Annotated in this window: 11 protein-coding genes and 1 pseudogene; 4 read left to right on the forward strand and 8 right to left on the reverse strand. The window is 68.5% G+C overall.

Annotated features, from left to right (window positions below):
* Positions 1-40 precede the first annotated feature (40 nt).
* Positions 41-1,081 carry an NAD(P)-dependent alcohol dehydrogenase gene (locus ACFVWD_RS54380; protein ID WP_389606271.1) on the reverse strand — a complete coding sequence of 347 codons (1,041 nt, stop codon included), beginning with the start codon at positions 1,079-1,081 and terminating at the stop codon, positions 41-43.
* A 175-nt stretch (positions 1,082-1,256) separates the two neighbouring features.
* Between ACFVWD_RS54380 and ACFVWD_RS54385 the strand changes: the two genes are divergently transcribed.
* Entirely contained in the window at positions 1,257-2,147 is an 891-nt protein-coding gene (locus ACFVWD_RS54385; protein WP_389606273.1) for a helix-turn-helix domain-containing protein, read from the forward strand.
* A 155-nt stretch (positions 2,148-2,302) separates the two neighbouring features.
* On the opposite strand, the gene ACFVWD_RS54390 is transcribed toward ACFVWD_RS54385, so the two are convergent.
* Positions 2,303-3,073, reverse strand: coding sequence for a group II truncated hemoglobin (locus ACFVWD_RS54390; protein ID WP_389606274.1), 771 nt, complete (start codon positions 3,071-3,073; stop codon positions 2,303-2,305).
* Positions 3,074-3,458: 385 nt separating this feature from the next.
* Between ACFVWD_RS54390 and ACFVWD_RS54395 the strand changes: the two are divergent.
* Positions 3,459-3,779: pseudogene (locus tag ACFVWD_RS54395) on the forward strand (ATP-binding protein); the annotation flags it as partial.
* On the opposite strand, the gene ACFVWD_RS54400 reads toward ACFVWD_RS54395, so the two are convergent.
* The 6 genes from ACFVWD_RS54400 to ACFVWD_RS54425 form a co-directional block, all read right to left on the reverse strand.
* Positions 3,743-5,479 carry an AAA family ATPase gene (locus ACFVWD_RS54400; protein ID WP_389606275.1) on the reverse strand — a complete coding sequence of 579 codons (1,737 nt, stop codon included), beginning with the start codon at positions 5,477-5,479 and terminating at the stop codon, positions 3,743-3,745. The pseudogene ACFVWD_RS54395 and the gene ACFVWD_RS54400 overlap by 37 nt on opposite strands.
* 103 nt (positions 5,480-5,582) lie before the next feature.
* Positions 5,583-8,855: a S8 family serine peptidase gene (locus tag ACFVWD_RS54405; RefSeq protein ID WP_389606277.1), complete on the reverse strand. Its 3,273-nt coding sequence runs from the start codon at positions 8,853-8,855 to the stop codon at positions 5,583-5,585.
* 233 nt (positions 8,856-9,088) lie between these two features.
* Positions 9,089-9,772, reverse strand: a complete 684-nt coding sequence (locus ACFVWD_RS54410; RefSeq protein WP_168494986.1) for an ABC transporter ATP-binding protein — start codon at positions 9,770-9,772, stop codon at positions 9,089-9,091.
* An 89-nt stretch (positions 9,773-9,861) separates the two neighbouring features.
* The gene (locus tag ACFVWD_RS54415) at positions 9,862-11,328 is read right to left on the reverse strand and encodes an ABC transporter permease (RefSeq protein ID WP_389606279.1); all 1,467 of its coding nucleotides are present in this window, start codon (positions 11,326-11,328) and stop codon (positions 9,862-9,864) included.
* A 267-nt stretch (positions 11,329-11,595) separates the two neighbouring features.
* Positions 11,596-12,861: an Ig-like domain-containing protein gene (locus ACFVWD_RS54420; RefSeq protein ID WP_389606280.1), complete on the reverse strand. Its 1,266-nt coding sequence runs from the start codon at positions 12,859-12,861 to the stop codon at positions 11,596-11,598.
* A 266-nt stretch (positions 12,862-13,127) separates the two neighbouring features.
* The gene (locus ACFVWD_RS54425) at positions 13,128-13,427 is read right to left on the reverse strand and encodes a hypothetical protein (RefSeq protein WP_389606286.1); all 300 of its coding nucleotides are present in this window, start codon (positions 13,425-13,427) and stop codon (positions 13,128-13,130) included.
* Between the two features lie 158 nt (positions 13,428-13,585).
* Between ACFVWD_RS54425 and ACFVWD_RS54430 the strand changes: the two genes are divergently transcribed.
* A complete protein-coding gene (locus ACFVWD_RS54430; RefSeq protein ID WP_389606282.1) occupies positions 13,586-13,966 on the forward strand; it encodes a cell wall protein in 381 nt (126 codons plus the stop codon).
* Between the two features lie 35 nt (positions 13,967-14,001).
* Entirely contained in the window at positions 14,002-14,742 is a 741-nt protein-coding gene (locus ACFVWD_RS54435) for a DUF2625 family protein (RefSeq protein WP_389606284.1), read from the forward strand.
* The last annotated feature ends 109 nt before the right edge of the window (positions 14,743-14,851 follow it).

A 14,851-nucleotide genomic window follows, 5' to 3' on the forward strand; every position in this document is an offset into this window, starting at 1 on the left:
GTCGTACGACCGATCGGCGCCCTCCGGACTCCGTCCGTGACTAGATGGTGGCGGTGTCGATCACGAAGCGGTAGCGCACGTCGCTCGCCAGCACCCGCTCGTAGGCGTCGTTGATCTCGGACGCGCCGATCAGCTCGATCTCGGCACCGAAGCCGTGCTCGGCGCAGAAGTCCAGCATCTCCTGGGTCTCCCGGATGCCGCCGATACCGGAACCGGCGAGGGTCTTGCGGCCGCCGATCACCGAGAAGAGGTTGAGCTTGACGGGCTCCTCCGGGGCGCCCACGTTCACGAAGGCGCCGTCCGTCTTCAGCAGGGACAGGTAGGCGTCCAGGTCCAGCGGGGCGGACACGGTCGACAGGATCAGGTCGAAGGTGCCGCGCAGCTCCTCGAAGGTCTTCGGGTCGCTGGTGGCGTAGTAGTGGTCGGCGCCCAGCTTCAGGCCGTCGTCCTTCTTGCGCAGGGACTGCGACAGGACGGTCACCTCGGCACCGAGCGCGTCCGCGATCTTGACGCCCATGTGTCCGAGGCCGCCCATGCCGAGGATCGCGACCTTCTTGCCGGGGCCGGCGTTCCAGTGCTTGAGCGGGGAGTAGGTGGTGATGCCGGCGCAGAGCAGCGGCGCGGCCACGTCGAGGGAGATGCCGTCGGGGATACGGAGGGTGTAGTTCTCGTCGACGACGATCTTCTCGGAGTAGCCGCCGTAGGTCGGCTCGCCGTTCTTGTCGAGGGCGTTGTACGTGCCGACGCCGCCGCCGGTGCAGTACTGCTCCAGGCCGGCCTTGCAGTTGTCGCACTCGCGGCAGGAGTCGACGAGACAGCCGACGCCCACACGGTCGCCGACCTTGAACTTGGTGACGCCGGAGCCGACCTCGGAGACGATGCCGGCGATCTCGTGACCCGGCACCATCGGGAAGATCGCCTCTCCCCAGCCCTCCCGGGCCTGGTGGATGTCCGAGTGGCAGATACCGGCGAACTTGATGTCGATCAGGACGTCGAACTCACCGACCGGGCGGCGCTCGATGGTGGTGCGCTCCAGCGGAGCCTTGGCGGCGGGGGCGGCGTACGCAGCAACAGTGGTCATGCCGGGGGTTCTCCTAGGGAGTGGTAAGTCCTGTGCCCGGCTGCCTTCGGTCGGGCACGCTGTTCAGCCTGCCCCACGGGAGAGCCTTCACCCAGGTCACGGCTTTGCGTACGTTCGCTGGTCCTACTACTGGCGGGGTCAGGTTCACCGGCGTACGACCGTGAATACTGGACGTATGGACGAACAGCCCTCCCCGCCGCTGGACCGGCGTGCCGAGCTCAGCGAGTTTCTGCGCACCCGCCGGGCCCGGCTGAAGCCGGAGGACGTTGGGCTGCCCGACTTCGGCCGGCACCGCCGGGTGCCCGGGCTGCGGCGCGAGGAGCTGGCGCAGCTGGCCGGGGTGTCCGTGGCGTACTACACACGTCTGGAACAGGGCAACGGACGGAACGTGTCGGCGGAGGTACTCGACGCGATCGCCCGCGCCCTGCGGCTGACGGACGCCGAGCACGCGCATCTCACGCACCTCGCGAAGCCCAAGGCGCACAAGAAGAAGCAGCCGGTCCGGCCGCAGCAGGTACGGGGGGCGCTGCGGCAGCTGCTGGACTCGATGGACGGCGTCCCCGCGTACATCAGCGGGCGGCGCTCGGACATCCTGGTCTGGAACCGGATGGCGGCGGCCGTGTTCGGTGACTGGTCGGAGCTGGCGCCGCAGGAGCGGAACTGGGCGCGGCTGGTGTTCCTGAAGCCCGAGTACCGCGATCTGTACATGGACTGGGAGCAGAAGGCGATCGACATCGTCTGTCTGCTGCGCATGGACGCGGGCTGTCACCCGGACGACCCGCGGCTCTCGGCCCTGGTCGGCGAGCTCTCGGTGAAGAGCGAGGACTTCCGGCGGCTGTGGGCCACGCACGACGTGAAGGAGAAGAGCCACGGGGTGAAGCGGCTGCGGCATCCGCTGGTGGGTGATCTCTCCCTCCAGTACGAGTCGTTCCGGCTGCCCGACGACAGCGAACAGTCGCTGGTCACCTACCACGCGGAGCCGGGGTCCGCCTCGGCGGAGGCGCTGCGGTTGCTGGCCAGCTGGGGCACGGACGCGACCCGCGCGGGCGCGACGACGCCCCAGTAGCCCCGGCTCGGCCCGGGGCTCCGCCCCGGATCCCCGGCCGCCCGAAGTGCCTCGTCTGCGGGTGCGTGGGGGCTGGTCGCGCAGTTCCCCGCGCCCCTGAAAGCCTTCGCCCCGGCCGGTGTCTTCAGCCCGTCCGGCGTTTGAGGACGAGCCTTTCAGGCGTGGTACGGCGGGGCCGCTCCCCACGTCCACCTCGGTACCGGTTGGTCCCCCGGAGGGGCCGCGTCGGGGGCGGAGAAGTGGACGGCCAGGCGTGTGCCCCACTCGGCGTAGGCGAGGAAGGCGGAGCGGAACTCGGCGTCCGTGGGCAGGCCCGCGTCGTCCGCCGCGTCCTGGAGCAGGTTGACCCACCGACGGCGCTGCGCCTCGGTGATGTTCTTGCCGAGGTGTTTGGCGACCATGTGGCCATGGCCGCCCTGGGTCTCGGAGTAGGCGGGCGGCCCGCCGAAGACCTCGCCGAGCCAGAGGGCGACATGGGTCGCGTGTTCGGGGGCCAGACCCTGGAACACCGGTGCGAGGAGGTCGTCCTTGAGGACCTTGTCGTAGAACGCCTCGGTGAGGCGGGCGAAGGCCTCGGCGCCCCCGGCCCACGCGTAGAGGGTGGGGACCGACGCGCCCACGCCCCGTACCGCCGTCGGCGTGTAGTGGCGCATCTCCTCGATGTAGGGGATGTAGGGCTGGATCTCGGCGTAGAAGCCGGGGAACAGCTCCGACTTCCGGAAGCCCTGGACATGGTCCTCGGTCGAGGTCCAGGTGATGCGCAGGACGAAGTGCTCGAAGTCCTCCTCGCAGCGCGCCAGCTCGTAGTCCACACAACTCGGGGACGCGGCGAGCTGGGCCGCGGCCCGGGTGTAGGCGGCCAGGAACTCCGCGGACTTCCCCTCGGGAATGCGGTACCGGATGTACTCGACAGTCGATTCGGTCATACCTCCCAGACAAACACGGAGGGCCTGTCGGAAGCTCTCCTTCCGGCGGGCCACTACGCCGTGTCAGCGCTCGGCGGAACGACGCCGGTCCGGCATTCCGTCCACCCGGCCACACCCGTTCACAAGGTTCACTATTTCTGCACATTTTTACCGCAATACTCCCCACGTCCCTTTCATCCGCATTGTGGAGCAGGAGGCAGAACGGTGAAGACGTTCAGGTACGTGACAGCGGGCGCGGCAGCTCTCGCCATGACCGCCGGAGTGGCCACTGGAACGCAGGGCGCGGCCGCGGCCGGCGGCTCGGGCCGACACCGCGGTCGATCGTCGCGGAGCAGTTCACACTGCGCCTGGCCAGTGACCCCAACCAGGTCGCCAACGTCCGCGGAACGTCCTCGACCACCTCGGGGAGGGCACTCCGGTGACCGTCCGGGTGACCGACACGGGCCACGGCCGCACCCGCGTCGAGGTCACCGACCCCGACCCCCGTGCCCTGCCCGTCCTCCTGCACGCCGCCGCCACGGACGAGTCGGGCCGTGGTCTCGCCCTCCTCGGCGCGCTCGCCTCACGGTGGGGCGTGGAACAGGGGGCGGGCCGCAAGACGGTGTGTGCGAAGTGGAGGAGGAGCCATGACCGCGCCCGCGCGCTACGGCTGCGCGCCCCATCCGGGCGTCAGGGGCCTGTCACCCCGTCGCGCAGTTCGCGGTAGGCACCCGTGATGTCCTCGAAGCGCATCGTGGTGATGTCCTCGCGCGAGGGCGTCCCCGTACCGCCATGGACTTCGTACAGGCGCAGGTCCCGCAGTCCCGCGGCCTTCCGGCACAGCTCGCGTACGAAGCGGCCGTTGCCCAGTTGGTCGATCAGCGCTTCACCGACAGCGCGCTCGCAAGCGGACTCCAGCGCCGACGCCGCCTCCTCGTCCAGGACATCGCCCTGCGCCTCCAGGATGCGCCGGGCGATGAGCACCAACTCGGGTGCGGAGTAGGAAGGGAAGTCCACACGCGTCGTGAAGCGGGAGGCCAGTCCGGGGTTGGTGGCCAGCAGTTCGTTGATCTCGTGCGGGTAGCCGGCGAGAACCACCACCAGCCGGTCGCGGTCGTCCTCGGCCCGCTTGAGCAGGACTTGCAGCGCCTCGTCCCCGAAGGCGTCACCACCCGAGTAACCGCTGTTGGACAACGCGTACGCCTCGTCGATGAACAGCACGCCGTCCAGTGCGGAGTCGATCACGTCGCTCGTCTTGATGGCCGTCTCACCGAGATGCCTGCCGACCAGATCGACGCGCTGTGTCTCGACGACCTGACCCTTTTCCAGCAGGCCGAGCCCGGCGAAGACCCTCCCGACGATGCGGGCGACTGTTGTCTTGCCCGTACCGGGAGGGCCGGCGAAAACGAAGTGCTGAGGGGCCGCGGTGGACGGCAGACCCTGTTCCCTGCGGATGAGGGACATACGTAACTGGGCCACCATGGTGCGCAGTTGCCGCTTGACCGGATCGAGGCCGACCATGTCGTCCAGGAGCGACAGCGCCTCGGCCAGGTCCTCCTCCCTCGTCGCCGGATCGGTCGGACCGTCGACCGCCACGCCAGGGGCCTGCGCGGGCCCCGCCACAGGCGCCACAGACGTCGTCGGCGCCGACAGGGGGACGGCTGAAGCGGCCTCGGGTACCGACGCCCGCGCCCGTACGGCGACGTCGGCAAAGCCGGGGAAGCAGCGGAACGCGTACTGGAACTGCCGCAGGGCATCCTCGTCCTGGCCGAGCCCCTCCTGCGCGAGGCCTCGCGCGTAAGCGATCTCGCCGTCGAACTTGCTGCCCTTGTCGAGGCGCTGGGGCAGTGGCGCCAAAACGCTCAACGCCTCATGGTGGACACCCTGTTCCACCAGCGCCCGCGCCAGGTAGAGCTGTGACTCGTCCCGCAGGTAGGGCTCCGTGATACCGCGCGCGAAGGTCAGGACGAGCCGCCAGTCACGCTTGAGGAAGGCGTACCTGGTGCAGACGAAGCGGGTCTCGTCACAGTCCAGGTAGGCGGCCTCCAGGGACTGCCAGGCCTCGTCCAGCCGGTTCTCGTGCAGGAGCTGGGCCATCCGGGCCAGCCAGAGGTCGCGCTGGTTCTCCAGCCGGAACGTGACGTACACCCCGATGTCGAAGCGGGACTTGAGCGGGGTGCCCAGCTTCATCCGCAGCGCCCCGAAGGTCCCCGCGTGCCACGCCATCCGTTCGACGGCCTCGGCCTGGCGATATCCCGCCGCGTGCAGCCCCAGCCATGCGTCTGCGGCGGCCGGATCATGCCGCAAGGCCTCGTCGAACCGGTGCGCCGCCGCCTCCGTTCGGCCCTGCTGGAGAAACGCCACGGCCTCCGACCAGGCTCGCTCGCTCTTCCTGGCCGAACGCCACGACGCGGAAGTCCCCGACACTGCCTCTCCCCTCTCAGGCGGACATGGAGCCCGGCCATGGCACAAGAACGACAACGGCCTGGCCGGGACCCGAGTCCCGGACAGGCCGCTCACCTGCTGAAGGCTACTTTCCGTAGTACGCGTTGTAGATCGAGACCGTCGACTTGTTGCCCTGCTTGTCGGTGATCTTCGCGTGGAAGGAGATGCCCTTCCCCTTCGCCGGGTTCTTGACGGTGATCTTGCCGTTCTTGACCTTGAGCATCTTCCAGGTCTGGCCGTAGTCGTACGAGACGTACACGTACAGCGACTTGAGGTTCTTGCCCGCGGCCGAGCCCTGCACGGAGACCGGGATCGTGACCGTCTTGCCGGCCGCGACACGGCTGTCGAGGCCGGTGGTGGCGTTGAAACGGACCGTGGAGGTGGGCAGCTTCGCGAAGTCGGCCTTCTTGGACTTGAAGGTCCAGCTCGCGTCGATCCGCGTGGAGGCCGCGGCGACCTTCACCGTGCGCTTGACCGAGGTCGTGAGCTTGTAGGTGGCCTCGGCGGCGGGGACCTTGAACTCCTTCATCCCGACGAGCGGGTCGTCGTTCGAGCCGACCTTCGCGCCGTTGCGGTACAGCGTCGTCGTCACCGAGGTGTACAGCGAGGAGCCGGGGTGACCGCCCCCGTCGGCGAACAGCGGCAGATAGCCCGCGATGCTGTTGCCGTCCCGGAAGACGCCGTAGTCCGCGTTGATCTTCGGACCGAAGACGGCCGTGTTGTACGTCCTCGTGTAGCTCTTGCCCGCCTTGAGCATCTGCGGGTAGTCGTCCGTGTAGTAGGCCTCGATGATCGGGGTCCCGGTGGCGTCGACGCCGGCGTCCTGCTCGAAGTCGAACGCCCACTGGACCTTCTCACCGGTCGACACGTACAGCGTGCGCGAGGACGGCAGCTTCTGGCTGACCCCGACGCTCATGCTGCCGTCGTCGGGCAGGAAGCCGTACGCGGTGACCGCGCCCGTCTTGCCGGAGGCCGCGGCCCCGAGGTTCGCCTTCACCTTGGCCAGCTCGCTCGCCTTGTAGTGCTTGACGTGCGCGCCCTGGAGCTTGGTGGTCTTGGTACCGGTGAAGGTGTCGTACTCGGCGCCCGCGCCCTTGCTCCACTGTCCGGACCAGCTCTGGAAGAGGCCGGTGGAGACCGCCGGGCCGACGTGCGCCACGCGCACGTCCTGGAAGGAGCCCAGGCCGATGCCGATGCCGATGCCGGTGGCGTCGTCGAAGTAGTCGACGAGTGCCGACAGCGGCTTCGCCCCCGCGTCCGGCACCGTGATGTCGGCGCCCTTGGCGGTACGGGCGTCGAGGTTCACCGTGGTGTTCTTGGTGACGCTCAGCCGGGGCTGGATCAGCCAGTCGACCCCGCCCTTCGCCTCGACCAGGTCCTTCACGAAGAGGGAGTTGAGCACGTACTTGCCCTTGGGCACGCGCAGGGTCGCGGTGTCGGCCGTGCTCTGCGACGTGTAGTCCCGGGCCTCGCCGAGGCCGGAGTAGCCCTCCAGGTCGGTGAGGTGCGTGGGCGTCTCACCGGCGCGGTCGACGTACTTGAAGGTGACGTCGTACGACTCCGTCTCGCGCTCGACCGCGACGGCCGTGCGCACGGCCTGGCCGCCGCCGCTCGCCGTCACGTACGCCGAGTACGCGCCGTCGACGGTGCCGCCGAGCTTCGTGTTCGTGGTGACGTCGACAGAGGCCTTGCCGCCCGCCGGGACGGTGACCGTCTTGGCGCCGAGCGCGAAGAAGCCCGCCGGAGCCGCCTGGCCCTTGGGGTTGGTCGCGGAGATCGCCAGGGTCAGGGTGACGTCCTTCGTACCGAGGTTGCGGTACGTCAGTTGCTTGGTCGTCGCCGTGTCGTCGGTGTGCGGCCACTGCGCGACGCCGAAGCTCACCGACGACGGGTCGGCGATCACGGTCTGCTTGATCGCCTTGTCGACGGCGATCCGGCCCGAACCCTGCTGGAACGGCGTGTACTTGCCGCCCTTCGCGGAGCCCGTCAGCGCACCCTTGAGCTCGGTGTACGTCCAGTCCGGGTGTTCCTGCTTGAGGATGGCCGCGGCGCCCGCGACATGCGGGGTCGCCATCGACGTACCGGAAATGGTCAGGTAGCCCGCGGGCTTCTCACCGACCTCCTGGTCGATGAGGCTGCCCGGGGCCGCCGCCGCCGTGATGTCCACGCCGGGCGCGGTGACGTCCGGCTTGATGGCGCTGTCGCCGACGCGCGGGCCGGTGCTGGAGAAGTACGCCAGCTTGTCGTTGTCGTCGACGGCGCCGACGGTGAGCGCGGCGTCGGCGCTGCCGGGCGAGCCGATCGACTCGGGGCCCTCGTTGCCCGCCGCGATCGCGAAGAGGATGCCCTTCTCGGCCGAGAGCTTGTTGACCTCGGCCTCCAACGGGTCGATGTCGGGGGTGTCCTGGCCGCCCAGGCTCAGGTTCACGATGTCGGCGCCCTGCTCGGCCGCCCACTCCATGCCCGCGAGGATGTTGGAGTCGTCGCCGCTGCCGGTGTCGTCGAGGACCTTGCCGTTGAGGATCTTCGCACCGGGCGCGACACCCTTGTACTTGCCGCCCGACTTGGCGCCAGTGCCCGCCGCGATGGACGCGACGTGGGTGCCGTGGCCGAAGTGGTCGGTGGCGTCGGCGGCGGTGGAGAAGTTCTTGGACTCGATCACCTGGGTCTTGAGGTCCGGGTGGCTCGCGTCGACGCCGGTGTCAAGGACGGCGATCTTGACGCCCTTGCCGTCGTATCCGGCCGCCCATGCCGTGGGGGCGCCGATCTGCGGCACGGACTTGTCGAGGCTCGCCTTGCGGACGCCGTCCAGCCAGACGTGCGCGATGCCGGAGGCCGTCTTCCCGTCGTCGGTGACCGCGGACCACAGCTCGGCGGCGTCCCGCTGCGGCGTCTGCACCGCGTCCGCGTTCAGCGCCTTCAGGCTCCTGCGGAGCGTGCCGGCCTCGCGGACGTCGGCCTTGGCAGCCGCCGCGGCTCCCCGGTAGCCGACGATCACCTTCAGGCCCCGCTGCTGGGACTTGCGGACCGCCGCCTTGTTGAGCTCGGTGACATCGAAGAGCCGCCGGTCGAGCTTGCCGCCGGCTATGAGCGCCTGGGCGTCGGCCGGCACCACCAGGGTGTGGCCGTCGGCCTTGCGGATCTGCACGGGCACGTGCTCGCGGCCCTTGGCCCGCTCGAAGCCGACGACGCGCCCCTTGGCGTCGACGACCACCCGGTCACCGGTGATCAGGGTGATGCGGTGCTTGGCCGTGATCCCGGCCGCTTTCCCGGCCGCGGACACACCCGCTGTGCGCTGCTCCGCCCGCGCCGACGCCGGGCTGGTCATACCCGCCGCCAGCGCCACGGACGCCGCCATGGCGATGCTCGCAGCACACGCTCTTTTCACTTGTCTGCGCAAGTCTCCCCCTGGAGATCAGGTCCGGACGAATCCCCGTTCATCCGGTCGGGGGAAGCCTCGTACGTCTGCACGTACACCCCCCGGAATACGCAAGTATGCCCGGGGGGTGATCGCCCCCTCAATAGCGGGGCGAGGGTGAAGAGTTGACGGAGTTGTTCCGCTAAGCTCCCGCGCGCTCCTTTTGCACTTCTTTAGGCACCCGCGTTTTCCTTGACGGAGATCTTCCCCTTGCGAATCGTCGCGAGGCGCGGGGCTTTCTTCGCGATCGCGGAATCGTGCGTGACCATGATGAAAGTGAGCCCGTGCTCCTTCCACATGGCCTCGAGCACCTCCATGATCTCGTCGCGCATGGACTCGTCGAGGTTGCCGGTGGGCTCGTCGGCGAGCAGCACCTTCGGCTGCTTGACCAGGGCGCGGGCGATGGCGACACGCTGCTGTTGGCCACCGGAGAGCTCGGCGGGCAGATGCCCGAGCCGCTCGGCGAGCCCCACCGACTCCAGTGCGTCGGCGGCCCGTTGCCGCCGTTCCTTCACCTTTACACCGAGGGGTACGAGGGCGGTCTCCACGTTTTCCTGGGCGGTGAGCGTGGGAATCAGGTTGAAGCTCTGAAAGACGAATCCGATGTTCTCGCTGCGCACTTTGGTGAGCTTCGCCTCGGACAGTTTGGCCATGTCCGTACCGTCGAGTTCGACGCTGCCCGCGGTGGGCCGGTCGAGACCGCCGAGCATCTGAAGAAGGGTGGATTTTCCGCCACCGGTGGGTCCCTGGATGACGAGCCGGTCGCCGTCCGCGATGGTCAGGTCGACCCCGGCGAGCGCGTCGATCGTCTCCTTGCCCCGGGTATAGCGCTTGGTGACGCCTCTGAGTTCGTACATGGTGCAACTCCTGGATGAGGTGAAAGGGGTGCCCGGTACAGCGGGCGACAGCGGGCACCCCCGAGGGGGCGGGGCCCAGGGGCTGGGGCCTATTCGACGCGGCGCAGGGCGTCCGCGGGGCGGAGCCGGGAGGCACGCCAGCCGCCGAAGGCGCCGGCGATCAGACCGCCGGTGACGGCGAGGGCCACCGCGCCGACGATGGTGCTGAGGCTGACGGGCGCGGTGAGCGCGACGTCGAGGGCCTTGGCCGCGGCCTGCCGGCCGGGACCGCCGAAGCCGCCACCGCCGCCGGGACCGCCCTGGCCTCCGCCGCCGCCCGAACCGCCCACCTGCGCCTGCAGGGTGGGGCTGATCTCGGTGACGACGTAGGCGCCCGCGAGGCCGATCGCGATACCGAGGGCGCCGCCGACCAGACCGTTGACCATGGCCTCGCCGACGACCTGCCGGGTCACCCGGCCCGACTTCCAGCCGAGCGCCTTGAGGGTGCCGAACTCGCGCACGCGCCTGGAGACGGCGGAGGAGGTGAGCAGACCGGCGACCAGGAACGCGGCGACGAGCACCGCGATGGACAGCCACTTACCGACGTTGGAGGCGAGGCTGGAGGCCGTGGAGAGGGAGCCGGAGACGGTGGACGCGAGGTCGGCGGAGGTGGTGACCGTCGTCCCCGAGATGTTCTTCTGGATGGTGCTCTTCACGCTGGAGATCTGCTGCGAGTCCGACGCCTTGACGTAGATCGTGGTGACCTTGTCCTTGGAGCCGCTGAGCGTCTGCGCCTGCTTGAGCGGGATGTAGAGGTTGGCCGCCGCGTCACCGCTGTCGGGCGTGGCGATGCCGATGACCTTGTACTTGACGCTCTTGATGGTGACGGTGGAGCCGACCTTGAGCTTCTTCTCCTTGGCGTACGAGACGTCGGCGACGACCACCTTGGTATCGGTCTCGGACGTCTTGAACGTACGACCGCTGGTGATCTTCGAGGAGGTCAGCGGGCCGAGGGCGGGCTTGGTGACGTCGGTGCCGTACACCGAGTAGTTGTTGACGTCGAAGTTGGCGCCGCCGCCCTCGACACGGCCCTGCGGGGACTGCTGGGCGTTCGGGCGCCCGCCCCCCTGGCCGGTGCCACTGTTCTGGTTCTGCTGGAACTGACCCCGCGTGAACTGGCCGTTGATCCTGATGACCTGGAGGCTCAGCCCGCCGACGGAGTCCGCGACGCCCTTCTGGGAGTCGACCTTGGTGACCGTGGAGGCGGCCAGGGTCTGGAAGCCCTGCACCATGACGCGGTCGCTGCTCTGCTCCTTGGTGGAGCCGTTGTCGTTCGCGTCGAAGTTGAAGCGCGGACGCTGGCTGGTGCTCGTCGCCGGCGCCGCCGCCTTGGTGACGGTCATGTCCGTACCCAGTCCGTACAGCGACTGGAGGACCTTGCCCTGCGCCTTCTCCATGCCGGACGACACGGAGCTGACCACGATGACCAGGGCGATGCCCAGGGCGAGTCCGGAGGCGACGACGAGCGCCGCCTTCCTGCGGCGGCGCAGTTCGCGCCTCAGGTAGGTGAAGAACATGGCGGAAAGCTAGGTACGGCGCGTGATGGCGGGATAAGCCCCGCATAAGAGAAGGATGAGAAGGCTGTGTCAGCCCGGGAATTCACCTGTGGGCGGTCCCTGAAGGCTGTGAGAACGCCGATGGCCCGCGCCCCTGGCGGGGTGCGGGCCATCGCACTGAGCGGCCGTCACGTTCGAACGACAAAGACCGCAACCATCAATTGAGCAACCCCCACGGCGAGCAACCACGTCCGCGAGAGCGGCGGCGGTTTAGCCGCAAAGGGGAGCCTAGGCGGCCGAGCCGGCCTTCCAGGCGGACCAGCTCAGGTTCCAGCCGTTGAGGCCGTTGTCCGGGGCGATGGTCTTGTCGCCGGTGTTCTTGACGACCACGACGTCACCGATCAGCGAGTGGTCGTAGAACCAGGCCGCGGGCGTGTTCGGGTCGCCCGCACCCTTGGTGTCGGACAGACCCACACAGCCGTGGCTGGTGTTCACCGCGCCGAAGATGGACTTCGCGCCCCAGTAGTTGCCGTGGATGAAGGTGCCGGAGTTCGACAGACGCATGGCGTGCGGCACGTCCTTGATGTCGTACTCGCCCTTGCCGTCGGTCTTCGTGAAGCCGACCGTCGAGCCGTTCATCCGGGTCTCCTTGAACTTCTCGGAGATCACCATCTGGCCCTGGTACGTCTTGTGCTCCGGGGATCCCGAGGAGATCGGGATCGTCTTGATCGTCTTGCCGTCCTGCGTGACCTTCATGGTCTTCGTCTGGGCGTCGACGATCGAGACCTGGTTGCGGCCGATCTTGAAGGTGACCGTCTTCTGCTGCACGCCGTAGACACCGCTCGCGCCCTGGACGCCGTCCAGGTTGAGCTTGAGGGTGACGGTGGAGCCGCCGGTCCAGTAGTTCTCGGGACGGAAGTCGAGTCGGTTGGCGTTGAACCAGTGGCCGACGACCTCCTGGCCGCTGCTGGAGGAGACGGTGATCCCCTTCTGCACGGCGGCCTTGTTCGTGATCGCCTTGTTGAAGTTGACCGAGACCGGCATGCCGACGCCGACGGTGGAACCGTCCTCCGGCGTGAAGTTGCCTATGAAGCTGTTCGCCGCGGAAACCGTGGTGAACGAGGCGTTCTCGTGAGCGACGAGACCCGCGGAGTCGGTGGCCTCGGCGGCCACCTTGTACGTGGTGGCGCGCTCGAGCTGGGAGGTGGGCTTCCAGCTCTTCTTGTCGGCGGATATCTGACCGGAAACCGCCGTGCCCGACTCGGTCGTCATGGTGACGGACGAGAGCGTGCCCTTGCTCACGGTGACCGCCGCGGCGTTGTTGATGGAGGCGTTGTCGGAACCGTCCGCGGGCGTGATCTTGATCTGGGCCTGGGAGCTCTTCTTGGCTGCCGCCGCGTCGGCCTGGGCCTGCGAGGTCTCGCCGTCAGAGGCACTGGCCTTGCTGCCGCCCCCGCTGCTGCACGCAGAGAGCACCAGCACTCCGCCGAGCAGTGCGGACGCGGCCATCAGACCCTTGCGCCGCTTACTGTCCGTCATCACACGCTTCTCCATCGTTGCCGAATCACCTGGAACCACATATGCCCCGTTCGAACCATCCACGCTACGACCGGTTCGTCCCGTTCCACATACTTCTGAGGTGTGGATAACACCACGTCGATCGACGGCGTCAACCGAATCGCCCCGGGCCGCCGGACCCCGATCGAGTGGCCACCGACAGCCGGACCGAATTTCTGGTGCGGACGTGGTCGGTGCGTCGTCGGAGACGAAAAACCCCGGGCAGCGGTTGCCACCCGGGGTCACGTTTTCCCCAAGAGGCGTCAGCCGACTCCGACTTCCTCGTCGTCATCCTCGCCGCCATCATCCTCGTCGAGGTCCCATTCCGGCGAATCGGGGTCGTAGTCGATCGGCTCGCTGCTCCAGGAAGCCTGGGCGAGGTCGACCCCGGGCACCTCGCTGACCAGGTCGAACGGGTCGACGAGATAGGCGAGGGCCTCGGCAGTGTCTTCCGTCACTGCGTTCTCGGCGTGGGTCCGCTCGTCGGCCGGCAAACCGGAGTCGTCCGCGATGCGGCGCAACGCGGCCTTGGTGACGGCGTCCGCGTCGTCGACTTCCAACACCAGCTCCACACGAAGCCGGACAAATCGTGATGTCTCAGGAGTACTCATGAGACGGAGCGTACGGCCCGTGGCTCCCGCGACTTTCCCACGACCCGCGCCTTTCATTAGCATCGGCCCACACGGCCAATTCGCCAGCGCCACAAGGGGATCGATATTACGTGTCCGCCGCTCGTCGCTCGTTGCTGACCGCCACCGCAGCGGGAACCCTTCTGGGGGCCCTGTGGTTCGTCCCGTCCGCCAACGCGACCCCGGAAAAGCCTGCTCAGCACAGCAATATGTCGACGAACACCACGTCGAGAACCGCGGTGCAGGTGTCCACGGAGTCGAGCGACACCCAGTCGGGCGTCGCCGATGCGAGCGACGCCGGAGCGAACGACACAGGCTCCGACACCACCGGGTCGCCCGACAGCGGAACCCGGCTCGCCGACACCGGAAGCGTCAACACGACGCCGTACGTCGTCGGCGGAACCCTTTTCCTGGGCCTCGGCGCCGGCTTTGTGACCTACTCGGTGCGCCGGGAGCGCACGGCGGCCTTCTGAGCGCGACGCTCCGGCCCGGAACCCACGGGATACCCATGCGAGACCTGACCGAGCTGACTGATGTCGAGGAGCCCGCGTGGCCGCTCCTCTCCGAGGCGATCTCCAACAGCAGGGTGTCCATGGATGTGCTGCCGGTGGACCCGGCGCTGGCCCGTGGATCCCTACTGCAACTGCAAGCCAGCGCGCGCTCCTCGCTCAGCTCCTTCGTGCTCAACTGCGGCGGGGTGCTGCTGGACAGCGGCTGGCTACGCATCTACGGCAGCCCCGACGACGACGCGCCTGCGGGAACGCCGAGCTTCGCCGAGGTCAACGACCTCCCCGAGCGGTTCGACCCGGCGTGGCGGCCGGAGGGCGGGCTCGTCATCGCCCATGACGTCCTCGGCGGCGTCTTCGTGGTCAACGGACCCGACCCCGCGCAGGCCGACCGCCCCGGCGGTCCCGGCGAGGTGCTGTACTTCGCGCCGGACTCGCTGCGCTGGGACGCGCTCGGCGTGGGCCACGCGGACTGGCTCAGCTGGCTCCTGGACGAAGGCGGCATAGAGCAGTTCTACGACACCCTGCGCTGGCCCGGCTGGCGCGCCGAGACGGGGCCCATGCCGGGGTCCCACGGGATCACCTTCGACCCGGTCCTGTGGACGGCCGCCAACCGCCGCGACCTGCCCGCGGCCCGGCGCCGCGCCGTACACATGTCGGATCTCATGGATCTGCACCGAGGCACGGGCCTGGAACTCGACAAGATCGACCCGGGCTTCCTGGGCAACTTCGACGACTACTGAGAAGTTCCGGGGCCCCTGGGAGCGCGCCCCTAGGGCGCGCCCTAGGTCCATTTAAAAAAAAACAAGCCCCCCCAACCCCGTGTAAAAAAGGATTTAGTCTAAATGGTGA

This window comes from Streptomyces sp. NPDC058086, from assembly GCF_042885015.1.
Classification (GTDB): domain Bacteria; phylum Actinomycetota; class Actinomycetes; order Streptomycetales; family Streptomycetaceae; genus Streptomyces.

Bases quoted from the DNA above. Each gene is read 5' to 3' on its own strand.
- ACFVWD_RS54390 (WP_389606274.1), bottom strand. From the start codon at position 3,073: ATGACCGAATCGACTGTCGAGTACATCCGGTACCGCATTCCCGAGGGG.
- ACFVWD_RS54435 (WP_389606284.1), top strand. From the start codon at position 14,002: ATGCGAGACCTGACCGAGCTGACTGATGTCGAGGAGCCCGCGTGGCCG.
- ACFVWD_RS54415 (WP_389606279.1), bottom strand. From the start codon at position 11,328: ATGTTCTTCACCTACCTGAGGCGCGAACTGCGCCGCCGCAGGAAGGCG.
- ACFVWD_RS54410 (WP_168494986.1), bottom strand. From the start codon at position 9,772: ATGTACGAACTCAGAGGCGTCACCAAGCGCTATACCCGGGGCAAGGAG.
- ACFVWD_RS54420 (WP_389606280.1), bottom strand. From the start codon at position 12,861: ATGGAGAAGCGTGTGATGACGGACAGTAAGCGGCGCAAGGGTCTGATG.
- ACFVWD_RS54385 (WP_389606273.1), top strand. From the start codon at position 1,257: ATGGACGAACAGCCCTCCCCGCCGCTGGACCGGCGTGCCGAGCTCAGC.
- ACFVWD_RS54405 (WP_389606277.1), bottom strand. From the start codon at position 8,855: ATGGCGGCGTCCGTGGCGCTGGCGGCGGGTATGACCAGCCCGGCGTCG.
- ACFVWD_RS54380 (WP_389606271.1), bottom strand. From the start codon at position 1,081: ATGACCACTGTTGCTGCGTACGCCGCCCCCGCCGCCAAGGCTCCGCTG.